This is a genomic window from Aquincola tertiaricarbonis (assembly GCF_000969605.1).
In the GTDB taxonomy this organism is placed as follows: domain Bacteria; phylum Pseudomonadota; class Gammaproteobacteria; order Burkholderiales; family Burkholderiaceae_C; genus Aquincola; species Aquincola tertiaricarbonis.
Genome location: NZ_JZUE01000030.1, coordinates 37844 through 61762, shown reverse-complemented (window position 1 = coordinate 61762; position 23919 = coordinate 37844). Strand labels below are relative to the sequence as shown.

22 protein-coding genes are annotated in these 23919 nt (G+C 64.9%); 16 read left to right on the top strand and 6 right to left on the bottom strand.

Annotation, left to right across the window (positions count from 1 at the left end):
- A partial coding sequence (locus VO99_RS24375; protein WP_157039770.1) for a GAF domain-containing protein occupies nucleotides 1-1371 on the bottom strand: 1371 nt, incomplete at its 3' end.
- Between the two features lie 255 nt (nucleotides 1372-1626).
- On the opposite strand from VO99_RS24375, the gene VO99_RS31005 reads away from it, so the two are divergent.
- From VO99_RS31005 to VO99_RS24350, 5 genes are all read left to right on the top strand, one after another.
- Nucleotides 1627-2388, top strand: a complete 762-nt coding sequence (locus VO99_RS31005; RefSeq protein ID WP_198157051.1) for an SRPBCC family protein — start codon at nucleotides 1627-1629, stop codon at nucleotides 2386-2388.
- A gap of 59 nt (nucleotides 2389-2447) precedes the next feature.
- The gene (locus VO99_RS24365) at nucleotides 2448-3572 is read left to right on the top strand and encodes a zinc-dependent alcohol dehydrogenase (protein WP_375136418.1); all 1125 of its coding nucleotides are present in this window, start codon (nucleotides 2448-2450) and stop codon (nucleotides 3570-3572) included.
- 59 nt (nucleotides 3573-3631) lie between these two features.
- Nucleotides 3632-4774: an L-dopachrome tautomerase-related protein gene (locus tag VO99_RS24360; protein WP_046115543.1), complete on the top strand. Its 1143-nt coding sequence runs from the start codon at nucleotides 3632-3634 to the stop codon at nucleotides 4772-4774.
- Between the two features lie 276 nt (nucleotides 4775-5050).
- Nucleotides 5051-5890, top strand: a complete 840-nt coding sequence (locus VO99_RS24355) for an aldo/keto reductase (RefSeq protein WP_046115542.1) — start codon at nucleotides 5051-5053, stop codon at nucleotides 5888-5890.
- A 32-nt stretch (nucleotides 5891-5922) separates the two neighbouring features.
- Entirely contained in the window at nucleotides 5923-6612 is a 690-nt protein-coding gene (locus VO99_RS24350; protein ID WP_046115541.1) for a TMEM175 family protein, read from the top strand.
- Nucleotides 6613-7142: 530 nt separating this feature from the next.
- Here the strand turns inward: VO99_RS24350 and VO99_RS29775 are convergent.
- Nucleotides 7143-7382 (bottom strand): histidine kinase dimerization/phospho-acceptor domain-containing protein, encoded by a 240-nt coding sequence (locus tag VO99_RS29775; RefSeq protein WP_198157050.1) that lies wholly within the window; start codon nucleotides 7380-7382, stop codon nucleotides 7143-7145.
- A 280-nt stretch (nucleotides 7383-7662) separates the two neighbouring features.
- Nucleotides 7663-7872: a hypothetical protein gene (locus VO99_RS24340; protein ID WP_046115539.1), complete on the bottom strand. Its 210-nt coding sequence runs from the start codon at nucleotides 7870-7872 to the stop codon at nucleotides 7663-7665.
- A 96-nt stretch (nucleotides 7873-7968) separates the two neighbouring features.
- On the opposite strand from VO99_RS24340, the gene VO99_RS31000 reads away from it, so the two are divergent.
- On the top strand, nucleotides 7969-8265 hold the full coding sequence (locus VO99_RS31000) for a hypothetical protein (RefSeq protein ID WP_198157049.1): 297 nt from the start codon (nucleotides 7969-7971) through the stop codon (nucleotides 8263-8265).
- A gap of 62 nt (nucleotides 8266-8327) precedes the next feature.
- On the opposite strand, the gene VO99_RS24335 is transcribed toward VO99_RS31000, so the two are convergent.
- Entirely contained in the window at nucleotides 8328-9311 is a 984-nt protein-coding gene (locus VO99_RS24335; RefSeq protein WP_083440898.1) for an MYG1 family protein, read from the bottom strand.
- A 517-nt stretch (nucleotides 9312-9828) separates the two neighbouring features.
- Between VO99_RS24335 and VO99_RS24330 the strand changes: the two genes are divergently transcribed.
- Complete coding sequence (locus VO99_RS24330; protein WP_052736600.1) at nucleotides 9829-10113, top strand: YlcI/YnfO family protein; 285 nt, start codon at nucleotides 9829-9831, stop codon at nucleotides 10111-10113.
- Entirely contained in the window at nucleotides 10110-10427 is a 318-nt protein-coding gene (locus VO99_RS24325) for a type II toxin-antitoxin system RelE/ParE family toxin (RefSeq protein WP_046115536.1), read from the top strand. Before VO99_RS24330 ends, VO99_RS24325 begins: the two co-directional genes overlap by 4 nt.
- Nucleotides 10428-11246: 819 nt before the next feature.
- Here VO99_RS24325 and VO99_RS24320 read toward each other — a convergent pair.
- The gene (locus VO99_RS24320; RefSeq protein ID WP_046115535.1) at nucleotides 11247-11810 is read right to left on the bottom strand and encodes an H-NS histone family protein; all 564 of its coding nucleotides are present in this window, start codon (nucleotides 11808-11810) and stop codon (nucleotides 11247-11249) included.
- A gap of 616 nt (nucleotides 11811-12426) precedes the next feature.
- On the opposite strand from VO99_RS24320, the gene VO99_RS24315 reads away from it, so the two are divergent.
- The 7 genes from VO99_RS24315 to VO99_RS24285 all read left to right on the top strand — a co-directional run bounded on the left by VO99_RS24315 (nucleotide 12427) and on the right by VO99_RS24285 (nucleotide 21645).
- Nucleotides 12427-12927, top strand: a complete 501-nt coding sequence (locus VO99_RS24315; RefSeq protein WP_232315512.1) for a LexA family protein — start codon at nucleotides 12427-12429, stop codon at nucleotides 12925-12927.
- A 3-nt stretch (nucleotides 12928-12930) separates the two neighbouring features.
- A complete protein-coding gene (locus VO99_RS24310) occupies nucleotides 12931-14274 on the top strand; it encodes a Y-family DNA polymerase (protein ID WP_046115534.1) in 1344 nt (447 codons plus the stop codon).
- Nucleotides 14275-14370: 96 nt separating this feature from the next.
- On the top strand, nucleotides 14371-17205 hold the full coding sequence (locus VO99_RS29205; protein ID WP_052736599.1) for a diguanylate cyclase domain-containing protein: 2835 nt from the start codon (nucleotides 14371-14373) through the stop codon (nucleotides 17203-17205).
- Between the two features lie 617 nt (nucleotides 17206-17822).
- A complete protein-coding gene (locus tag VO99_RS24300; RefSeq protein ID WP_046115550.1) occupies nucleotides 17823-18365 on the top strand; it encodes a chemotaxis protein CheW in 543 nt (180 codons plus the stop codon).
- A 20-nt stretch (nucleotides 18366-18385) separates the two neighbouring features.
- On the top strand, nucleotides 18386-19951 hold the full coding sequence (locus VO99_RS31920) for a methyl-accepting chemotaxis protein (RefSeq protein WP_052736598.1): 1566 nt from the start codon (nucleotides 18386-18388) through the stop codon (nucleotides 19949-19951).
- A gap of 112 nt (nucleotides 19952-20063) precedes the next feature.
- Entirely contained in the window at nucleotides 20064-20444 is a 381-nt protein-coding gene (locus tag VO99_RS24290) for a hypothetical protein (protein ID WP_046115533.1), read from the top strand.
- Between the two features lie 601 nt (nucleotides 20445-21045).
- The gene (locus VO99_RS24285) at nucleotides 21046-21645 is read left to right on the top strand and encodes a hypothetical protein (protein WP_157039769.1); all 600 of its coding nucleotides are present in this window, start codon (nucleotides 21046-21048) and stop codon (nucleotides 21643-21645) included.
- 33 nt (nucleotides 21646-21678) lie between these two features.
- Here VO99_RS24285 and VO99_RS24280 read toward each other — a convergent pair whose 3' ends face one another.
- Nucleotides 21679-22479 (bottom strand): CsgG/HfaB family protein, encoded by an 801-nt coding sequence (locus tag VO99_RS24280; RefSeq protein ID WP_046115548.1) that lies wholly within the window; start codon nucleotides 22477-22479, stop codon nucleotides 21679-21681.
- A 779-nt stretch (nucleotides 22480-23258) separates the two neighbouring features.
- On the opposite strand from VO99_RS24280, the gene VO99_RS30555 reads away from it, so the two are divergent.
- Entirely contained in the window at nucleotides 23259-23492 is a 234-nt protein-coding gene (locus VO99_RS30555) for a hypothetical protein (protein WP_157039768.1), read from the top strand.
- Nucleotides 23493-23919: the final 427 nt, after the last annotated feature.

Here is a 23919-nt window from a genome sequence, read left to right as displayed (position 1 = left end):
GGCGCATCGCATCGCGTTGTGCAGACCTTCCTTAGTAATGTCGAGGGCGGCGCCGATGAACCAGATGGGCTGGCCGTGGCCGAATAGGGTTTGTCCCCGAGTCGAGATCCAACGCTCCGCGCCGCTCTCCACGCCGATCACGCGGTACTCAATCTCATAAATCCCGTCCCCCTCTGGATCGATGCATCGGGCGATGGCGGCCTCGACGCGCGGCCGGTCATCGGGGTGGATCGCTGCGAGGAATACGTGGTCGTCGACGTAGGCTCCGGGAGGAAGACCCCACATCGCCCTGAGGCGGTCGTCCCAGTACAACGTGCCGGTCCTGGGGTCCCAGGCGTAGGGCGATAAGCCGACGAGGTCGATAGCGGCCTGGAGCCGTGCCTCGCTCTCGCGCAGCGCCCTCTCGGCTCGCGCCCGCCGGACCGCCTCCGAGGTAAGGCCGGCTACCTCCTCCATCAGCGCCACCTCGTCGTCGCGCCAGCGACGCGGCTGGGCTTGGTGGACGTAGAGCGTCGCTGCGATCTCGCCGCTATCCATGAACGGCGCGGAGATGCAGGCGCGCATCCCGATGGCGGCGAAAGCGGCGGCGACGCCCTCGCCCGCCGTGCGCGGGTCGGTCAGGACGTCGTCGAGGCGGATCGTGCGACCCGTCCTCAGCTCGCCCATGATCGGCGGACCGAAGTCATCGAGGTGGTGCCAGCCGACGAAGCTCGGCATCGCGCCGTCGGTCCAGTCGCGCTCGACCGTGAACACCGTGCCAGTCGCGTCCACCTCGCCGTAACCGGCACGCCCAGCACCGAGGTGGCATCCAAGTCTCTCCGCCGCTGCCGCCATCATCTCGCGCGGATCGCACCGTCCGCGCATCTCGCCTCTCAAGTCGTCAAGGAAAACGAGCCGCCGCTCGGTGAGCACTCGCTCGGTGGTCTCGTGCACGATGCACAGCACGCCGCCGACCTCCCCTGTTTCGGTGCAGATCGGGGAATAGGAAAAAGTCCACCAGGTCCTTTCGGGATAGCCCTTGCGTTCCAGGGTGAGTGGCAGATCCTCGAAGTAGCTTGCCTTGCCGGAGAGAGCGCGTGCCACGATCGGGCCGACCTCGTCCCAGATCTCGGGCCAAACCTCCTGGACCGGCCGGCCTAGCGCGTCCGGTTTTGTCCCCAGCATCGGCAGATAAGCGTCGTTGTGGAAACTCACAAGCTCCCGTCCCCAGGCCAGATAAGCCGGGAATCTGGAATGCAGCACGAGACTGAGCGCGGTCCGCAACAGTTGCGGCCAAGCCCCTGGCGGACCAGTGGGCGAGGCGGACCAATCGTGCGCCCGAATGCGGGCACCCATCGAGCCTCCGCCGGACAGGAAATCGGGGGCAGTCATGCGCTGTGCCTCTGCTTGCGGCTGGTTTCAGGTGCCCGGCAACTGGTGTGCCGGCCCGGCACACGACGGCGTTGGCTTCGCGGTCGACAACCCAGCGTCGCCGCCTGCCCTGATCGCGGTGTTCCCCTTAGGCATGCACCGGATGACCCGGTTCCGGAAGCGCTGTGATAGTCAGGCACGTCTCAACACCTTCGGCCTCCGGCAAGGAGGACCGCTGCATGAGATGTTTAGGCCGCAACAGTGGGAGAGCTCGCCATGGGCAACAGCGTAGCAATGCAACGGCAGAGATCGCTGCGGCCGAGCGGCCCTTCCCCGGTCGCCTCTGTCGGCGGGCCGATGCAGGTCCCAGGCTGGGTTCCTCTCGCCCTCGGCGTCACCGCCATCGTGGCCGGTCTCGCACGCAGGAAGAAGGCACCCCTCGTCCTCATCGGACTCGCGAGCGCGACCGCGGTCGCCGTCGCGCGCGGCGTCCAACTCCGCCGCGACGGCGGTCCGGCCGTGCGCAAGGGACGGGGCAAGGCCCTGGCCAATGAGCCCGAGGTGGAGCGCTCAATCACAATCGCCATGACTGCGGACGCGCTCTACCAGCGCTGGTGCGATCCGAAGACGCTGCCGCAGATCATGAGTGGCTTCGCAATCGCGCGCCCGTCCGGCGACGGCCGCATGCACTGGCGTGTCGCGGGGCCGCTGGGCCATGCCTACGAATGGGACTCGGAAACGGTGAACGACCGCCCCGGCGAGGGCATCGGTTGGCGCTCTCTTCACGGCGCCGCCGTCCCGAACGAGGGATCGGTCCGTTTCCGGCCGGGCCCTGCCGACCGCGGAACCGTCGCCACGCTCCGGTTTCGCTTCGACCCGCCCGGCGGCGTGTTGGGTGAGGCGGCGGTCAAGCTTCTGGCACGCACGCCCCTCAACCTGGCCGCGGACGGGGTGCTGCGACGCTTCAAGAGCCTTGTCGAAACCGGCGAGATTCCGACCACCGAGCGCCAGCCCGCGGCCCGCGCCGACACGCGCTAAGGAGACGAGTCATGCGAGCGCTCTATTGAAACGGCGTTAACGACCTGCGCGTCGGCACGGTGAAGGACCCCGAAATCGTCAACCCGCACGACGCCATCCTGCGCGTGAGCCTGTCGACGACCTGCGGCTCGGACTTGCACTTCATCGACGGCTATATCCCGACCATGAGGGCCGGCGACGTGATCGGCCACGAGTTCATGGGCGTGATCGAGGAGGTCGGCCCGGAAGTGAAGCACGTGGCGAAGGGCGACCGCGTCGTCGTTCCCTCGTTCATCGTCTGCGGCCAGTGCTGGTATTGCAACCACCACCTCTACTCGCTGTGCGACAACACGCACCCCAAGCCTGAGCTGCAAGCGCCGCTGCTCGGCGGCTATCAAACGGCCGGCATCTATGGCTACACCCACGCCTTTGGCGGCTATGCCGGCGCGCATGCGCAGTATGTGCGCGTGCCCTTCGCCGACAACGACTGCTTTAAGGTCCCTGACGGGGTGGCGGACGAGACAGCGCTGTTTCTCTCGGATGCGGCGCCGACCGGCTACATGGGTGCCGACTTCTGCAACATCCAGCCGGGCGACACGGTCGCGGTCTGGGGCTGTGGCGGCGTGGGCTTGATGGCGCAGCAGAGCGCGCGGCTGATGGGGGCCGATCGGGTGATCGCGATCGACCGCTTTCCCGAGCGGCTGCAGATGGCACGCGAGCACGCCGGCTCCGAGACGATCGACTACACGCAGGTTGACAGCGTGCTCGAGACGCTGAAGGAGATGACGGGGGGCCGCGGCCCTGACTCCTGCATCGACGCGGTCGGAATGGAGGCGCACGGGACCGGGCCGCAATACGCCTACGACCGCGTCAAGCAGGCGCTGCGCCTGGAGACCGACCGCGGCCAGGCGTTGCGCGAGGCCATCATGGCCTGCCGCAAGGGCGGCACGCTCTCGGTGCTCGGCGTCTACGGGCTGATCGATAAGTTCCCGATGGGCGTCATCATGAACAAGGGCATGACCGTGCGCAGCGCTCAGCAGCACGGCCAAGCCTACATGGACCGCCTGCTCGCGCATGCCCAGAAGGGCGAGTTGAACCCGGCCTACCTCGCCACGCACCGCTTCTCGCTCGAGGACGGCCCGCGCGGATACGACATGTTCAAGCACAAGACCGACGGCTGCGTGCGCGCGGTGTTCGCGCCCTGACGGCGCAACAGGCCCCTCGGTCGCAAGTCGCAAGCCCACTCCAGGCCGATGAGGTGACCATGATCAAGTTCGCAGCCGCCGCATCGATCGCGCTCGCATTGGCGTTCCCCTCCGGCGGCGTATCCCTCGCGCAGCAGCAGGCCTCTCCCTCGCCGGGAGGCGAGGCGCGGCTGCAGCTCGTCGCGAGCTTCGAACATCAGGTGACCGGAGTGACGGTCGCGGCGAATGGCCGCGTCTTCGTGAACTTCCCGCGCTGGACCGAGGACGCGCCAATCTCCGTTGCCGAAGTCACGGCGGACGGCCAGGTCAAGCCCTACCCGAACGAGGAATGGAATGCTTGGCGGAACGCCAAGAAGGACCAGATATCCCCAAACGACCACTTCGTTTGCGTGCAAAGCGTAGTGGCCGACGGACGCGGCAATCTCTGGGTCGTCGACCCGGCCGCCCCCGGTCAAGGCTACGTCGTGCCGGATGGAGCGAAGCTGGTGCGGATCGACCTCGCCACGAACCGGGTCGCACAGGTCATCCGCTTCGACGAAAGGGTCGCGCCGCTCAGCTCCTACATCAATGACGTGCGCCTCAGCGCTGACGGCCGCCAAGCCTACCTCACCGATGCCGGCGCGACGGGCGCGCTGATCGTCGTGGACCTGCCGGGCGGGCAGGCGCGCCGAGTCCTGGACGGCCATCCCAGCACACAGCCAGAGAAGGGCGTCGTGGTGAAGACCGACGGGCGGGAGTTGCGCCGCCCGGACGGGCGCGCGGTGGAGTTCGCGGCCGACAGCATCGCGCTGTCCCCCGATGGTCGTCACCTCTACTGGAAAGCGCTGACGGGCCGGACGCTGTATCGCATCGCGACCGAGGCGCTGAACAATTCCCGTCTCTCCGTTAAGGAGTTGGAATCCCGCGTCGAACGGGTCGGCCAGAGCGAGCCCACCGACGGCTTGTGGATCGACGGGCGGGGGCGCCTTTATCTCAGCGCCATCGAAGGCAACGCCGTGAAGGTTCGCGACGACGGTCGAGACACAACCCTCGTCCAGGACGACCGGTTGCGCTGGCCCGACACTTTCTCCGAGGCTCCTGACGGCACGATCTACGTCACGAGCTCGCGCATTCAAGACATGAGCTGGTTCAAGCCCGAGAACGGCCCTCGCCTTGCGACTCAGCTGTGGCGCATCGAGGGGACGGAGACGCGGCGGCGCTAACCCTGAGCGTAAAGCCAGTCAACGTCGGCTGCCTGTAAGGCGGTCGACAACGATCCAAGCAATCAACCAAGGAGACATCATGAGAGAAGTCGTCTACAACGGACCCCGCGAGTGTCGGTGCTGAACGTGCCGGACGCGAAGATCGAGAAGCCCACCGGAGGTCGTCAGGCTATTCGCGACTCCAACCGGGCAATCTCGGGGAGCAGCGGCGGAGTGAGACCAACAGCCGCAGCCGGCGCTGCACAGGACGCCCCTTCCGCCGCAGGACCGAAAAGCATGCAGCGGCGCCCGTTTGGTACGGGGCCGCGCGAGGTTGCAGTGATCGGCCAGGGAACTTGGTACATCGACGACGCGCATCGGCCCACTGCGGTCGCTGCCCTGCGCCGCGGCCTTGATCTCGGCATGACCCACATCGACACCGCCGAGATGTACGGCGACGCCGAGATCGTGGTCGGCGACGCCATCGCCGGTCGGCGCGACGAGGTTTTTGTCGTCTCCAAGGTCCTCCCCGGGAACGCCTCGCGTGGCGGAACGGTAGCGGCCTGCGAACGCTCGCTCGCGCGCCTGCGGACCGACAGGTTGGACTGCTACCTCCTGCACTGGCCCGGTCCGCACCCGCTCGAAGACACGTTCGCGGGCTTCGAGCGGCTCCGGCGCGACGGCAAGATCCTGTCATGGGGCGTGAGCAACTTCGACGTGCCCCAGCTGGAGCTGGCCTGGAGCGCTGGCGGCGAAGGCCGCCTTGCCTGCAATCAGGTCCTCTACCACTTGGAGGAGCGCGTGATCGAGCACGCCGTATTGCCGTGGTGCGAAGCACACGGCATCGCGGTGGTCGCCTACAGCCCACTCGGCCATGGCAGCTTCCCGGGCCCGCGTACGCGGGGGGGCCGCGTACTGGAGGAGATCGCGGCAAGGCACGGCGCGACGGCGCGCCAGGTGGCGCTCCGCTTTCTGGTAAGGCGGCCGTCCTTGTTCGCGATCCCCAAGGCGTCCAGCCCGGAGCACGCCGCCGACAACGCGGGCGCCGGCGTGCTGCGGCTGACGGAAGCCGAACTCGCCCGCATCGACGAAGCGTTCCCGCTGGGCCCGTGGCCGGGCCGGCTTCCCATGCTGTAGCCCCATGAGCGGACGTTCTGAAGGAACAACGGATGGCTCGACCTCCTGACTTAAAGACGATAGGTGCCGAGCGCGGGCTCAGCCGCTTCGAGGGGTTCAGCGACGCGGTCTTCGCCATCGCGCTGACCCTGCTGATCGTGGAGATCAAGGTTCCGGGTTCACCGGAAGGGCCGCAGGGTTACACCGATCTGGCGAAGGCCATGGCAGAACAGTGGCGCGAACATCTCGCGCTGGTGCTGTGCTATCTCGTGATCGGGGCCTACTGGCTGCAGCACCACTACTCGGGCCGCATCTATGACAGGAGCGATCACGGCTTCAGCGCCCTCAACCTCCTCTTCCTGTTGGCCATCGTCGTGACGCCCTATCCGATCCGCGTCTGGTGCTTCCACTTCGGCACGCGCTTTGAGGACACGGCATCGGTGACCCTGGTCGCCGGCCTCGCTCTGACCGCCTGCACCTGGATGTCCAAGTGGTTTTATGGACTGTCGGGGCACCGGCGGGTGATGGACGAACGGCTCGCGCCCGATTTCCCCACGCAGATGACGCGTCGCTATGGCGCCGCGACGGTGATCCAGATCGCCTCGATTCCGGTCGCCCTCGGCGCACCACGCGTGGGTGTCGCGATCTCGCTGGCGTGCGTCGCCTTCTTCCTGCTGCCGCAGCCCAGGCCGCGCTACACGCCGGGAAAGGAGCCGAGCGCGGAAGAGACATCCAACGACTAGGTTGTTGCGAGGCCTACCCAAAGCCTCCACCCCTTGACGAGGAATGCTGGCCGCTCGCGTTCGTACACGTGCCACGTCAGCCCGACGCAGCTTCGGGCCCGCGCCGCAACCGCACCCAATCTCTCACGAATGCTTGAACGAACCACATTCGCCTTTCACGCACGCAGCGGCGTTCTCAGAATTACCCAGTTCGACCGCGGGCAGTGGCGGCTGTACGCAGACGGTGACCTGCTTGGCTTATACAAGTGCGGGCGAGGCAGCGGCCGCTGTTCCGAAGCCTTGAAGCGTTCCACAAGAGATCTCGTCGTGGACGCTTGTGATTGCCTAGGATGGGATCGAGTCGAGTTGCGCTGCTGAAGAATCCCGAGCAGTTTGAGCCCCGAATCGCCGGCCGACCTGCATGTTCAACGGGAGCCCGTCGACCTGCGCGCAAGGTCGACCAGCGCACGCATGATGTACGTGGCCTCTGACCGACGTACGATGCAGTCGGCATAGCGCGGGTGATCGTGCTGCGCGTGCCGTACCGAGTTTCACCGCGCGAAATCAAGCAGATCCTCGACCATCCGGGTCATACGTCTCGCGCTCTTCTCGATTCGAGCCGAGGCTTTGCATGCAGTCGCGAGATCGGGGGCTCGAGCAACCAGTTGAGCGGACAGAGTGATGGCGTTGAGCGGCTCACGCAGGTCGTGACCGAGAACACCGAAGAAGAGTTCGCGGGCGTGCAACAGCTGCTCCGGGTAGGCGCAATCGCTGTTCCACAGCGACAGCACAGCTTGGCCAGGCTGTTGGCGCTGCCGGTGCTCGGGTGCTCGGGTGCTCGGTGATCCACGCCAGCGCCTCACGGTAGACGTTGGGGGTCTGCTGCTGGTCGTTCATGGGTGCCTTCGGTTCAGTGCCCGCAGTGCGAGCACTTGAGGTTGCGGCCGTCAGTGGCCACCGGCCAAGTCCCGTCACACCAGCCGCAGAACCGGCGCCAGCCACGCGCGGCCGCGGTGGTGCCCCCTGGCCGCCGCGGCTTCGGGCGCTGAGCGGGCTGAGGCGTCGTGCGGTTCATGGGTCGTCTTTGCGCGCCGCTCGCTCGTTTTCCTCGCGAGCCAAGCCAATGAGGCCCAGAACCGTGGCGCCGACGGAGCCGTACAGGGGGAATGAGGCGAAGGCGTCAGCCTTGCCCAGCGTCCAACTCATTGCCAGGCAGACGAGTGCGCCCAGGAATGCACCGAGGAGCGCATACGCCAAGCCCCCGAGACCGTTGTTCTTCATGCCTTCTGCTTGAAGTGATGTTGGCAAGCGCCCGTTGGCCGGATACGACCAGCTGATTCTTCGAAGTCAGGGCGCCGAAAAACGAATGATGACAGCTTGGCCCATGCCTGCCGCGTCTTGCGTGCAGCGGCTGTCATCAACAGCCCGTCACGGAGCTTCTGGCAGTGTGGATCGTTTCGTTCGCCGACCCGCGGCAGCCACAAGGCTGAGATCGGCGCCAACGCGGTCGCTCCTCCCTCCCTGAGCAGCCCGTTCGGCGTCTTGATTCCCGGACGCGTCACGTTGCCGTTCTACGAAGGCCAGCAATCCATCACAGAACACGTCACTGGTCTCGAGTCACTGCGAAGGCGATTCGGCAAGGTGTCGGGCGTTTTTGCGGACCGCTGGGCCTGATCTCCGTGTGCGAGGCACGAGGGCGTTCATCGCCCGCGGCTCCTCCCTCTACTTCACGACCCCTACGCCTTCTGACCGGCGGCAGCCGCCTGTGGAACTTCCAATGCCGCGCGGGCCATAGCGAGCGCCGCTTCGAAGCTATATGCACCTCCGATGAACAGGTTGTTGTGCACGAATCGAGCATCTGCGACTCCGGACGCCGCGGCAAGCTCCTGGTCGCGCAGTCCAGCCCACGCCGCAGGCAAATCCAGCTTCGCGTCGAAAGACCCCGACTCGATGGGAACGGTCCTGATGACCCAATGGTTGGTGCCGTCATCGGGGAAGAGGACGATCAAGACGTCCGGCATCTCACGCAGCACGGTTTCTTGCCAGGGCATGCCCTGATCGAGCACCAACAAGCGCCCGCCCTCAAGGCGGCGGCTGGCGCGGACCCGGCTGACCGCCGCCGCGCGCGCCAGCTTGCGATGCACCATGCGCTGCAGTAGCTGCTGAGTGAAGCGCACGATCGCCAAGAAACTGGCGTGCTCGGCGTCTGCACGCTCCCCCTCAAGCCCGCCCTCGAGCCAGGTCGCATTGAACTGCGCAACCATCGCTGAATAGCCGAACGAGCCTGGGGCACCATGGGACTCACCCGTGTCCGCGCGGTCCACGTGGATGACGAACTCGTCGTCGATCTCATCGGCAACCTGCGCCACGGTTGCGGCGTCGGTTGTGGAGCCGGCAATGGCCGCCACGAAGTCGCGCCCATGCGCGCTCCAGACGAGCCCAGCGCTCGCATACAGCGTGCCGTCCGGCCGGCGCCCATCGAAGCCACGTTGGTGGTGGTCAAACCGGCCACACGACGGGTCCCACTGGCCACCTACGTCGACAGCAAAGTCAGCCCGAGATACCCGATCCCGATCGCGCGTGCGTACGAGCGCCGCGTCCGGGTTCAGTGACATGAGCACAGCGACCCCGACAGTGTCGTCAGCATGGAACGAGCCCGAGTGGCAGGCGATGGTGGCAGCAGATGTCATGGGAGAAACGCAGTGATCGATGGGTGCCATTGTCAGTGCAACCGGCGCACCACCTGTTCCTTCGGCTGCCCCTGCCCTGCCAGCCCGCCATCTTGCATTCCGGCACTCCCCTGAAGTGCTATCCCTTTTGCATGAGCACGAGCGACGACCAGCCTAAGCAACCCTTTGACGCAGGAATTGAGTGGTGCTGCAGGCGCAGCACGGCCCTCAGGATGGCGACCTCCAGCCGCTGCCCTGGGAGTACATGGCCGACGCCATTGAAGTTTGCCGCCGTGCGCGCGCCGCTGCGAACCAACCCACGACGCGCCAGTTGCAGACGGATGATGGCTACCGCCGCTTCACACGCAGGCGCACTGCCGCACGGCGGCGAAGGAACGGCCTTCGGCGATGCTGAGTACCAGTGCCCCTTGCACAAGTGCAGGCCCTTCCTGGCAGCCGTCACCTGCCCACTCTGACGTACAGGCGAACCGGCAGCAAGAGATCAGCTCCATCGACAGAAAACGAGCGGCAGTTGCCGATGCAACGCACTTGGAGCACAATCGGCCCCATGAGCAAAAACGCGATCCTGCCGCAGGTCCGTGTGCCCACCGAGTTGCGCCGCGATGCTGAGGCTTGCCTCGCAGCGGGAGAGAGCCTGTCGCAGCTGGTCGAGGCGGCAGTTCGAACCGAGATCCGAACGCGTGCACTGCGAGCCGGTTTTTTGGCCGGGGGCATGGAAGCGGTCCTCCAGTACGACGAGGATGGCAAGGCAGTCGATGCCGACGACTTCGTTCGGCGCCTTGAGCGGAAGCTCGAGGCCGCACTGACAGCCAGGCGCCGCACTGCGACTTGAAGCAGTACCGGGTCCGACTTCTGCCGTCCGCGGAGGAGCACCTCGATCGGCTCTTTGAGCACATCCTCGAACGGGAGGTCGGCTCGCCTACCGGCGACCCTCAAGTCGCCGTCGCGGCAGTGGAGACGATCAAGATCGCTCTGAAATCGCTTGCCGTGACGCCGTTCACTTGCCGAAAAGCAGGGGACGATCCTCTCTGGCGCGAACTGGTGATTCCGTTCGGGCGGTCCGGATATGTGGCCCTCTTTCTCATCCGAGAAAGCGAGGTGCTCGTCGCGAAGATCCGACACCAGCGGCAGGCGGATTTTTTCTGAGTGCACTTCCTGAGGTCCATCGGCGGCGTCCGCCTACCGCTGATGAACTACCCTTTTCGGCCGGGGTGCGTACACAAGCTGAGACGCTAGGGCGCCTTCTCACGGCGCCGCGGGTGCCCTGCAACGACAACGATGGCTTAGGTGCCGGGAAGCACCTTAAAACCAAGGTGGGGAGTCGGGCAGGCGGGGTGCTTCGACTCCGTCGCTTCACCGCTTTACCCCCGGCGACGAGGTCACTTTGGAGGACGGCTGCCATGGCGTCATCAAGGATGTGCTGCCGGTCAACCACGACCGAACAGCAAGGGAAGGCACGGGCAACCCGGTCGCCGAGCACGACTTCGCACTGCGAGCCAAGCCCGCGCCCCACCGGTCTGCCAGCCCGCTGCCTCTGCCCACACGTAGCAGCCAGAACGGCGCGCGGAGCAGTACGTGCAGCCGACCCGCCGCTGAAGGCATGCGAACAGCAGCTTGACGTCGCCGGGACAGTGGCACGCCACGTCCTCGCACACCGGGTTGATGAGGCGACCCGCGGCGACGTGACCTGGGCCAACCTCCGCCCTCAGCCTGGTCTACGGCGCCTGCATGAAGTACGGCCGGGCACTCCTTTGGAAACGCTTGTTCGAAGGGGTCGTGGTCCTCGACGCCCCAGGGCTCTGGAGGCGCAAGGCGACGGGGCGGCGGCGGGGCACGGTTCCACTGAACAAACCCACAGTATCTAACCGCCCCGGCCTCTCTTGGGTGGATCGCATGGCCGCAGTGGGGTTACGCGCCGCGCGCACGGGAGCTTGCCCGATCAAGGGGCCCACTCCCGCCTGTGTGTCAGGCGCGCAGTTCGTCCAGCGACTTGCCCGATGCCAGGGCTGCCTTGAGCCACGAAGGCTGCGAGCCCCGGCCGCTCCAGCTGTTGCCGGCGTCGTCCTTGAACTTAGCCGGCAGCCCCTGCTTGCCCGTGGCGCCGCGCTTCTTTGCAGGCGCCTTGCTCACCACCTCGTTTCCACCGGTCATTGGCACCGGTGCGGCTGCAGGCCGGTTTGCGCCCACTGCGAAGTCCTCGAGCTGCCTGCCCGAGGCGAGAGCGTTGCGCAGCCAAGCCGGTCGCGGACCACGACCGCCCCAGACACCGCCCTTTCCGTCGGCGTATGCAACAGAGCGGCCCGTGGCAGCCCGTGCGTTCAAGGCGCCACGACCGGCGGACTTGCCGCGGGGCGCCTTGGTCGCGGACACGCGAGGGCCGAACAGTTCCTTCACGGAGATGTCGTAGGCCTCGATGGCCTCCTTCATCCGTTCGATGACGCCGGACTTCTCGGCGTTGCGCACCCGCTCGGCCTCTTCGGTAAGGGCCTTGATCTCGCGTTGCAGATCGGAATAGGCCTTCGTAGCCATTTGGCTTACTCCTTGGATGTGAATGACAAATGGCAGCCGACGCTACGAATGTGGGCCGACTCGAAGTGGCACACCAAACGCGCCATCAAATCGCAAGTCGCGGTAGTTCCGACATGCTCACTGTAAGAATCACGGAACTTGGATGATAGCTGCACGTGAACATGCAGACGGAGATGCCTTGAATACCATTCGGAACATCCTGAATCTGACTCAAGTACCGGCGAAAGAGAGGACATGCTGAAGCCGGTCGCTTTCCTTCCAGCAACGGGGCACCGCTTAATCGTTACTGTTGCGGTCCTCGCTGGCGCCGCCAGCGGGCCTGATGCTCATGCTGTCGCTGCGTCGAGCCAACCTTCCATCATCTGGGGCGACCTGCCGTTCATCTTCATGGGGACGATGTTTGGGTGCATGTTGGTCTTTGGGCCATTTGCTGCCGCTGCAAGCGTCAAGCGGCCCCGTATGGTTTGGACGACGTTGCTCGGCGGGGCGTCGTACTTTGCTGCCACTGGCACCTCAGCCGTTGTGTTTGCGATCTTCGGACCGGGCCTGCAGCCGCACTCATTCGTTTTCTCGGTCATCGGACTTGCGATGTTGTGCGACGCCGGAATCATCAGGCGTGCATTCCGAGGCCGATTCGCACGGGCCGGTTAAGCTGCTGGTCACCTATGACCCCCAGTCGTCCATGTACACCCGCGAACCCTTGCCTGATGACGGCTCAGACGCCGCTACGGACGGCGCCAATGCCCGAGTGACGGTCGCAGCGGGCTTTGGCTCACCTGCCGACGACGCAACAGTCAAGCGCATCGACCTGAACGATGCGCTCATCGCCCATCCGCAAGCAGCGTTCGTGATGCGGGCGGCTGGTGACGGCATGCGCGGCGCCGGCATCGACTCCGGCGATGTCCTGCTCGTCGACCGTGCCCTACAGCCGGTCCACGGCAACGTCGTGGTCGCCGCGGTTGACGGAGAGATGCTGTGCCGGCGCCTGTGGAACCAAGACGCGCTCATGAAGCTCCAGGCGGCTCACCCTGACTTCGGCGACATCGTCATCACCGAGGGCGTGGAGTTCGAGCTTTGGGGCGTCGTGACCCACGTCATCAAACAGCTCATCGGGTGACCGATGCTGGCTCTCGTCGACGCCAACAACATGTACGTCTCCTGCGAGCGCGTGTTTTCGCCGCGTCTGCGCGGCCGACCGGTCGTGGTGCTCAGTTCGAACGACGGCGCCTGCATCGCCCGCAGCAACGAGGCCAAGGCCCTGGGCGTGAAGATGGCTCAACCTTGGTTCCAGGTCCGCCACCTCGAGAAAACCCAGGGCCTCATTGCCGTATCGGCCAACTTCGAGCTCTATGGCGACATGTCGAGTCGCATGATGGCCATCGAGGCACGGTACGCACCGCGGCAAGAGATCTACTCCATCGACGAGTCCTTCTTGGACTTCGACGGCGTGCGCGGTGACCTGGTAGCCCTGTGTCGTGACATGCGTGCTGCCATCTGGCGAGAAGTTGGGCTGCCAACTTGCGTCGGACTCGGGCCGACAAAGACGCTGGCCAAGTTTGCTAACCATGTTGCCAAGGAGGCCGAGCGAAAACCTGGGTCCTACCCACGTCACCTCGCACAGGTCTGCAACGTGGGCGCCATCGATCGCCCGGCGCTCGAGGAGCTCTTTGCAGCCACCGAGGTCGGCGACATCTGGGGCATCGGCCGGCGCATCAGCGCCAAGCTCAACGAATCCGGCATCCGAACGGTACGCGAACTCGCGCACAGCGATGCCGCCATGCTGCGCAAACAGTTCAGTGTCGTCTTGGAGAAAACGCTCCTTGAACTGCGAGGCGTCTCCTGCATGGCCCTGGACGACCAGCCAGAGGGACGGCAGCAGATTCTCGTCTCTCGATCGTTTGGCAAGGCGGTGACCTCAATCGACGGGATCGTGGAGGCGGTGAGCGAGTTCGCTGCGCGAGCTGCCGAAAAGCTGCGACAGCAGGGCTCCATGGCGAGTGCGGTCAACGTCTTTTTCACCACGAGCCCGTTTCGCAAGAACGACCGGCAGCACGAGGCGAACGTCACCATCCCGCTGGTACGGCCGACGGCAGACACCCGGCACCTGGTCGGCGCCGCGGCCGGTGCGGTGCACCGGCTCTTCCGGCCGGGGTTCAGCTACGCGAAGGCAGGCGTGATGCTGATGGATCTGCAGGCAGCCGGCGTCCAGCAAGCGGAGCTCGACCTGGTCGGCGATGTTGAGCCAGGTTCAGTGGACACCGTGCCTGCAAAGAGTTCGAACCAGGCCAAGTTGATGGCTGCGATGGACACCCTGAACCGCCGGTTCGGACGCGACGCCGTGCGGATCGCGAGCCAGACCGCCGTGAGCAACGGCGCAGAGACACGCAGCTGGTCGGTGAGGCAGGAACGTCGCACTCCACGCTACACGACGCGGTGGGCAGAAATGCCTTGGGTGAAGTGCTGAGTAGGCGGTCCTGTCGTCGGTGACTCCCCGGATATGCCGCCCAAACACCAGCCTTCTTACGTTCAACTTAAGTGACATGGGACCGAAGACGTCCTGATGTTCCCTTCTCAGCGTTACCAATCCTCGGCACCACCTCTGGCCCTGTGGCTGTTCTTGCTGGCCATCGTCGCGACCATCCTGGCCACCGGCACCGCATTCCTTGTCGTCGACGAGATGGTCGAACGCCATGAGTTCGATGATTCGCACGAACTGCTCCGGAGCAACGCGGCGTCGCTGCGCGACGCGCTCGACTTGGGCATGGAGCAGCACTTCCAGCAGATCAAGATCCTGAGCCGTCTTGACCAAGTGACTCATGCGAAGTCTCCGGCCGAGGTCCAGCGTGCGTTGGACAGTTACCGACTCAGCTTCCCACAGTACGCCTGGATCGGCTTGACGAATGCGGATGGTCGGGTCAAGGCAGCGACCGATGGCATGCTGCAAGGCGTTAACGTCGCCAAGCGCGATTGGTTCCAGGCCGGCTTGCAGGCTCCGTTTGTCGGCGACGTGCACAAGGCGGTACTGCTGGCCAAGCTGCTGCCGGCCCAAGCCGACCCTTGGCGGTTCGTCGACTTCGCCGTGCCCATTCGCCAAGACGGCAAGGTGGTGGGCGTGCTGGGCGCTCACCTCAGCTGGGGCTGGGCCGCCGAGCTGAAACAATCTTTGGCGGCACGGCTGGCCGAGCAGGCCGAGGCCGAAATTCTCGTTTTAGACGGCAAGGGCGACGTTCTGCTCGGCCCCAAGCAGATGGAAGGTCAGCGCTTTGACATCGACGATGCCGATGAACATGGCCGCTACGTCGTCTCTGCTGCGCGCACCCGAGGTTATGGCGAGTACCAAGGTCTAGGGTGGACAGTGGTTCTTCGCCAGCCGCATGAGGTCGCGATGAACGGCTACCGCGGCCTGCGTAACCGCAGTGCGCTCTGGGTGGCCCTCGTGTGCTCTCTGGCGGCGCCCTTGCTGCTGATAGGCGCCCGCCGCTTGGCACGGCCACTGCGAGAGGTCACCGAGATGATGAACTCCGGCCAGCGGCTGCCCACCAACTGGCACGCACCGTATCGAGAAGCAGACATCTTCAGCCGGGCCTTTGCAGACTACGCTGACCGTCAAAAGCGTGCCAACGACGAGCTGCGCACGTTTGCGGCCGAGCTCGAGACACGCGTCAAGGTGCGCACGGCCGAGCTGGATGTGCTGAACAAGGAGCTGGCCGACAGCAAGGCCCGGATGGCCTCGATCCTGCAGCATTCGCCGGACGCGTTCATTGCGATGGACAGCCTAGGCCGTGTCACCGACTGGAACCAAGCAGCCGAGGCGATGTTCGGCTACACCGCTGAAGAGGCCACGGGATGCATGATGTCCGAGCTCATCGTGCCGCCCGAGGGGCGCGTTGGGCATGACGGCGGCTTCAAGCGCTTTGTTGCTGGTGGCCCGCCGAAGCTCGTGGGAAGGCGCGTCGAGCTCGAGACGCGGCACCGCGATGGACGCGCGGTACCGGTGGAGCTGTCGGTGGGCGCCATTCGCAGCCACGATGGGATCGTGGCGTTCGGCTTCTTGCGTGATGTCACCGAGCGGCGCGCTGCGCAGGCCAAGCTTCAGGCGAGTGAGCGACGGCTGCACGGCGTCTTGAATCACTTACCTGCACTCGTAGGCCACTTCGACAGCCAGGAGCGCTGCCTGTTTGCCAACGACCTGGCGCTGAAGGTCCATGGCCTGACACGTGAGCAAACGATTGGCCAGAAGCTCCGGGTCGGCGTCTCTGATCTCGCCTATGAACTTCACCGCCCCCACATCGACAAGGTGCTCACGGGCGAGACGACCAGCTTCGAGGGATATGAGCCGGCACGCGACGCTCACTACCAAGCGCACTTTGTTCCCGAGCTCGACAAAGATGGAGCAGTCGTTGGTTACTTCCTGATGTCGTTCAACTGCACCGACCTCAAGCGCGCCCAGGTGGCCGCGGAACGCAGCCAGCGTCAGATGCGCGCCGTCACGGACAACCTGCCGATGATGATCTCGTACATCGACAGCGACCAGCGGCTGCAGTTCACCAACCAGCAGTTCGAGATGTGGACAGGTGTGCCGGTCGCCGACGCATTGGGGCGCCCGCTGAAGCACGTCATTGGCGAACAGTTGTTCGATGAGCGCGAGGCAGCGTTGATGCGGGCCCTCGCCGGCGAACGTGTGGAGTTCGAGCTGACCTCCTTCGCGCTCGGACAGCACCGAATCCTGCAAACGGTGTACGTGCCTGACATGGACTCGTCGTCTACGGTCAACGGGGTCTACACGCTGTCAACGGACGTCACGGCGCTGCGCATGGCTGAGCGCAAGATGGCGGAACTAGCGATGAACGACACGCTGACGGGGTTGCCAAACCGTCGCTGCTTCAACGAACGCCTGCCCCAAGCGCTGGCCCGCGCACGGCGGCATCGCCAGGGGACCGCGCTGCTGTTCCTTGATGTGGACTACTTCAAGGCGATCAACGACACCCACGGCCACGCTGCAGGCGACACGGTGCTGCAGGCCTTCGCCGAGCGGGTCCAACACACCGTACGCCAGACGGACTTCGCCGCGCGTCTGGCGGGCGACGAGTTTGTCGTTGTGCTTGAAGGTGTCAACACGCTCGAGGAGACCGGGCATGTTGCAGAGAAGTTGGTCCAAGCGGTTCGGCAGCCGATTACCCTGGGCGACGGCACCGAGGTGATCGTCTCGACCAGCATCGGCGCTGCCTTCGCGCCTGCGGCGACGCGCCTGTCCGTCGACGACTACCTAGCAGCCGCTGACCGGGCGCTGTACGTGACCAAAGAGCACGGCCGCGACGGTCACACATGTCTTCAGGCCACTGCGACCATGCTGCCGTCTGCCAAGTCACCCGAGACACCGGTCTCAGTGCTCTAACTGTCAATCGCGGGCCGCCAGGGCAGCACAGCCGCGTCTACCGCAGTAGATGTCACGCGGCGTGGCTGGACCGGTTGGCGCGCCCTCACTACTCTTCCGTTCGAGCCGAGAACCGTACTTTCTTGTACGGACGACACCGACGGTTATGACGGCAGACCTGAATGGCTTGTACGACGCCATTGCGCATGCCAGTACCGAGATGCTGTCTTCGATCCGCGCCGGGGACTGGCGCCAAGCGATGGCGCATGAGCATTCGCGAACCTCACTGCTTGCCGCTCTCCGTACAGCCTGGCAGCCACGAGATACGCCAAAACAAGAATCAGCGCGACCACAGGAGCTGCCGTTGGTCACCGCCGTCTCGCCCAGTGAGTCGGACTCGTGCCCCCAAGGTCTTAAGGGCGGGCCGCCCCAAATTCCGAAGAAGCTCCATTGATTCCGACGGCGGTTCCTTCGTACGGCTGCGCGCCTGGCCGAAGGGCCCATCTGACCTAGGTCAAACCCGGGCAATGACGTCCTAAAGCGCGAGGGAAATTTTGCCGAAATTCTGACAGAACGATGACGCTGCGAAGCCAGCAACCGCAACTTCGTGCGGCGTGGCTCAGGCGAAGGACCTGTCAATGCAAACCGAACTCCTGGTCGATGCGCCGCCCGCGACGAAAGCGCACTCCACTTCTCTTCACTCGACCACCAAACGCACCCGCACACCAGCTGTCGCCACCAGCGAATACCTGACTTTCAGACTGGGCGCAGAGGAATACGCCATCGACATCCTGCGTGTACAGGAGATCCGTGGCGTTATATCGCCCACCCGAATCGCCCAGGCGGCGCCGATCATCACCGGCGTGGTTGACCTGAGGGGTGTCATCGTCCCGATCGTTGACCTCCGCCTCGCCTTTGGCTTGCAGGCCGTCAACGATGCAGCCACCGTCACGATCATCCTGAACATCGCCGAGCGCGTGATCGGGGTGACCGTGGATGCCGTCGCAGACGTGGTCTCGCTCGATACAGCCTCGATCCTGCCGCCGCCCGACTTCGCGGCCGAAACCACCGAGGGTGCCGTCATCGGGCTCGCATCCCTGGGCGAGGGTGACCAGCGCCGCACGCTCATCGTGACCGACATTCAAACGCTCATGGCTGGCCCGCAACTGGGCCTGTTCTGAGCAAACTACGGAGACCTTCCTTGAAGAACCTATCGCTCGCCCAGCGCCTGGGCGCCGGCTTTGGTGCCGTGCTGCTCATGCTCGCCCTCGTCGCCGTGCTCGGCATCAGCCGCATGTCCGCAATCCAGGAGGAGCTGCGGCAAATCGTTGAGATCAACAATGTGCAGTCTCGCCTGGCTGTCACCATGCGCGTGTCAATCAACCAGGTTTCAGCCGCCGCTCGCAACGTCGTACTGCAGACAGACGACGCCGGCATGAAAGCAGAGGTCGATCGAGTGCAAACCTCCCGCGCCAATTACAACAAGGCGTATGAGCAGCTCGACGGCATGTTCAAAACGGGCGCCACGAGCACCGCTGAAGAAAAAGCGCTCCTCGCCAAGGTGAAGGAGCTGCAAGACACGACTCGGCCGCTGGTGGACAAGGCCATCGCTCTTGGCTTAGAGAACAAGAATGCTGAAGCGACGGTCGTGTTGATGAAGGAAGTACAAGGGCCAATGAACCAGTGGCTTCAGACGCTCGGGCAGCTGTCTGAGCTCGAGGACAAGATCAACCAGGAAGCGTCTGCTGAGGCTTACAAGGACTACACGAGCGGCCGCTTGTTGATGATTGCCTGCAGCCTGATGGCGCTGCTGCTCGGCGCCGGTGCAGCCGTCATGCTGACGCGTGGCATCGTTCGCCAGATCGGTGGCGAGCCGCAGTACGCCGCGGACGTCGTGTCCCGCATTGCCAACGGCGACCTGTCGGTTCAGGTGGCTGTGCGTGACGGCGACAGCACAAGCTTGTTGGCAGCGATGCGCAACATGCAGCAGTCGCTGGTTCGTGTGGTCGACGGCATTCGTGCAGGTTCCGACAGCATCGCCACCGGCTCGGCGCAGATTGCCACCGGCAACGCCGACCTGTCGCAGCGCACTGAAGAGCAAGCCAGCAACCTGCAACAGACGGCCGCGTCGATGGAGCAGCTCAACGCGACTGTCAAGAACAATGCCGAGACCGCCCGTCAAGCAACGCAGCTCGCCGCCTCGGCCAGCCAAGTCGCCAGCCAAGGCGGCGAAGTCGTCGGCAAGGTCGTCGCCACCATGGATGACATCACCCAGAGCAGCAAGCGCATCGCCGACATCATCAGCACGATCGACGGCATCGCCTTCCAGACCAACATCCTGGCGTTGAACGCCGCAGTGGAAGCTGCCCGGGCCGGCGAGCAAGGACGAGGCTTTGCGGTGGTGGCGGGTGAAGTGCGCAGCCTGGCCTCACGCAGCGCGGAAGCCGCCAAGGAGATCAAGTCGTTGATCGGCGCGAGCGTTGAGAAGGTCGAAGTCGGCACCACGCTGGTGGCCGACGCCGGGCGCACGATGGACGACATCGTGATCCAGGTGCGCCGCGTGAGCGACCTGATCTCCGAGATCAGCGCCGCCACCCTGGAGCAGACACAGGGAATCGGTCAGGTCAACGACGCCGTCACGCAGCTGGACCAAGTCACCCAGCAGAACGCCGCCCTCGTGGAAGAAAGTGCCGCTGCCGCGGAGAGCCTGCGCAGCCAGGCCGACCGTCTCGTTGAGACCGTGTCAGCTTTCAAGACCGGCAACTGATCCGTGCCTAGCCGCCTGGCTTCCTCCATGCCACGCCTTCCGAGCGCTGGCAGTGGGAGCGGCGCTTGAGGCTTGTACGCCGGCACTTGCACGGAATCGATCGGACGCTGTAATGGACGTTAAGACATTGCGCTTGATGCGGGACCGGCGGTACAGCCGGATGTGGTGGAGCATCTTCCTGCTTGGTGCCGGAGCCGCTGCCGGATGGGTGGCAGCCAACGAAGGTGTCACGCTGCCGCCGTGGGTGATCGTCGGTTTACTGGTTGGCATGATCCTGGGGCGGCGCCGGCACCTTCAGGCGCAGGCGCTGAAGGACGCCTGTGAAGACGAGCAAGCGCAAAGAGCAGCAAGGGTGCAGGGGCAGATGATCGCAACCCTGGCAGATGCCACAAAGCGGCTTGAGGCGGCGAACAAGTCCGCAAAAGCACTATTGGACCAAGAAGCGCGCCGGTTTGCGCAGCAGCGGCCCAAGGCGGATGACGGCGACAGGTAGCATGATTCGCTGAGGCGTCTGGGACGAGGTCAGTCGCACACCTGCCCGCCCCAAGCTCGCTCCACCTGCACGGACACAAACTCGCCGGGAGCTCCGCTGCGCAGGCCGGCAGCTTCAGCACGCACTCGCGCGATATCCGGCGACTTGTAAGCCACGCACGTCGAATAGACGCCTTGGAGGCTTTTCAACGGTCCGGTGAGCGCGGCCAGACGGTCTTCGCCCACTCCGTGCAGTACAGCCGAAGCTGCGCTCGCATGGCATCCGAGCCCGCGCGTTCTAAGAAGGAGCGCCGTGCTTGAGCACCGGCCGTGTCAGCGCCTCTGGCCTCCATGTACTCACACATAGCGCCCCTGTCATTCCCAATGGGTACAGCCGCTCAGACAAGCGCAGTGCTTCTTCAAGCGGTATCAGACCTCCCCCGGGTAGCCGATCGCTGGGGGCCCCTTGTTTGCGTCCATGTCCACCCTACCTGCAATGTGTCATGCAGCGATGGCTCCTGACCACAGCGCCAGTTGGTGACATTGCCAAACTGCCGGGACCATGATCTCCCAAGCGAGGCACAAGACATCCGCGCGCGGGGTGTTGCGGTTGCCGGGGCCTGATGGTGCCGACGCCTGTTCTGCTGGCATCCAAGACGCTCATGGAGGACAAGACTCCACCACTTGACGCGCCACCCGTGAGGGCCTTGCGACGCATTGCCCGGCAGAAGCGGCAACTCAAGACCCGCTTGACTGAACCTGCAACGACCGACACTCGTGTCACTGTCGCCCGCACTCGCGACGAAGCGACACGCCTGCTGGGCGTGGTCCTCACACAAGCAGCCGCCGAAAAGCTGCTCGCTGAATTCAGGAAGCGCGCCGGCAACGACCTCGACCCGTTCCCCGGCACCGGCGGTGAGCTCGAGACATCGCGGGTATGGATGCTGGCTTCGGTGGCGCGACCGCTCACGCCCACAGAGAATGCTCAGGCGCTTGACGACCGGTTGTGTCTGCTGTTGGACGCCGTCGTCGAAGACCAGATGGAGGACCCTCTGCGGAAGTTCGCTGGACTTGACGACATTGCGCAGAAAGCCACTCGGTCGTTCGCGCTCTCCCTCAGCGCCGCGGTCATGCAGCGCGCGCTTTGGTGCGAAGACGAGCCTGCTGGCCTGCGCGATACGGCTCACCTGGGATTCCAGGCGTCCCTGCAGAAGCGGGGGTAACGCGTCGAGAACTCCGAAGACTGGCCTAAGGCACTAGCGAGGCGCCAGCGGGACAGCCGGCGGCAGCTCCTTGCCCTGCAGAGCCTGCACTTGCTGCACCAGACGGTTATGCGCGTCGAAGAACGCGGCAGCGATGACCTTGCCCTCGTTCGTGTTGCTCCAGCCCATGCCGCCAGCGCCGGTGCCGCCGCCAAAAGCAAAGCCACCGATTCCCAAATCGGTTGTGCGTGCGGCGCCGGTCGCTGCGGCAAGTTGCTCGGTGGTTTCGTTGTCCGTCAGAAGCAGCGCCACCTGAGCTTCCTTGAACTTCACTTGCTCGGCGATACCGGCCAAGCCCGGGACCTGGTTCAGCCAAGGGATGGCGGTGATGATGCCGCCAAGACCGCGGCCTGCATCCTGCTCACTGAAGGTGAGGCTCGGCACGAGCGTGTATTGGGCCTCGTAGCCGCGGCCTCTCGCTACCGTTGAGTTGCCGCGCACGATGCCCGAGTTCTTCAGCTCTTGCTCTTGCACAGTGGCGCGCAGCCCCGCCGCTCGGTCCACCACACGGAAGCAGCCGCTCTGCTGCGCGATGAGCTTGATGAGCGGCACCGGCGAAGACGGAAGCTGGTAGCTGTCCCGCATCGTGTAGCCGTTCGGGTTCTCCGCAAGCGCCAGTGTGGCGACTGGCGCTTTGCAGCGGGTCAGCGCATCTGACGCACCCTGGGCTCCGACCGGTCCTGCAGAGCCCGAAACTACCGAGCCGCCCTCACCGAGCTCTGTCTTCTTCTGGCCGCATCCGACCATGAATGCCAGAACCGCGACGATCACCGTCGCGCCGAACGTCTTCCTCATGAACTTCCCCAGGTCAAATTCTTGGCCGCCATGATGCCAGCGTCCCTCAAGCACCCACCTCCTCGCCGAGAACATAGGCGAGCCCTTGTCCTCATTCGAGAAGCAGGCCATCGGCGCAATGATGCGGACGCTCATGCAAGCGAACCGCTTCAAGAAGACGCGCATCAAGCGGGCCATCTCTCAAAGAGCCTTTTCGAAGGCGAGGTCGACAGGGCCAGACCACCATGATTCCGGCCGTTACCGGCGGCGTCTGCTCGGCCTGCGGTGACCGTGTGCTCAAACAGGGGCAAGGGGATCCTGTGGGTGCGGTGGCCAGCGCCTTCGTGCGCCAGATGGATGCCGGCGAGGGTGCGTCCTGACCCTGGCTACCAAGCGCTACACCGTGGAAGACCTAGAGCCGTTCGATGCGGCCGGGCATGCGCAGGACGAGGGATCAATCCAGGCTGTCCTGCCGAAGTGGCCAACGAGGAGCACGCCGCGCTGTAGGCCAGTGCGCTGGACATTGCGGCGCGTGCACGCAAGCCCTGGGATCTGCCGGCACGGGGCACCACCATCGGTTCTTGGGCAGGACGGTTGACCGTGCCAGACGACGTCGATGCGCCGCTGTCTGACGACGAGCTGGGTGACCTCGAGGACAATCTTCCGCCCACTGATGAGCCAAGCTGAAATACCGGCAGTTGGCGCGAGTTAGCCGCGCCGCAGTGCTGACTACGAGGAGAGATGCCCGTAAGGGAATGTGACAGACTCGCACCCCTCTACGACCTCACAGCGAGTTCCTCATGATCTGGCGCAGCATTCTGTGCCTTCTGATTTGGTTAGCCGTCATCACGCTCTTGCTCTTTCCCGACCTGTGCACGCAGAAAAAACTGTGCGAGCGCAGCCCAACTCCCCTGCTCGTCATCTTGGGCGCGCTTGGCATCGCCATGGCGATCTCCGATGGCAGACTGCTGGGACGGCTTGTTCAGGCACTGCGCCGCAGGCGTCCGAGGCGCGCACGGCCGGATGGACAGTGACGACCTGACTCCGTTAGACGACGCGCTGGTCCGGTCGGCTCGGGAGTTCCACGCCCGCTTCGACAACCTCCTGGCTGCAGATCCAGTGCATGCGTGTGGCGTCAAGGGCGGCAGGCGCGCCGCCTACGGTCGACCTGCGGAACCGACTACCTTAGAAGGCGCCGCAGGCCCGGCTGGGCTCGGGGTGCTGCTGCAGGTCGCCGGCTTCGCGCCCCGCATGGCGTTCCGGCGACACGATCATGTGATGGTCGCATCCGCCCATCCGGCGCTCCACGTGCCAGACGAGCCGTGGGTCTGGAGCAATGAGGAGCCCAGCACCCACTCCCCGGTGGCCGAGGTGCAGGCGTGCCTCAAGGTGTTCGCGATCGTGGAGCCCGCCGTCAAAGGATGGGCCCGCCAGCTTGCTCGGAGCCGTCTGGCGGACCTG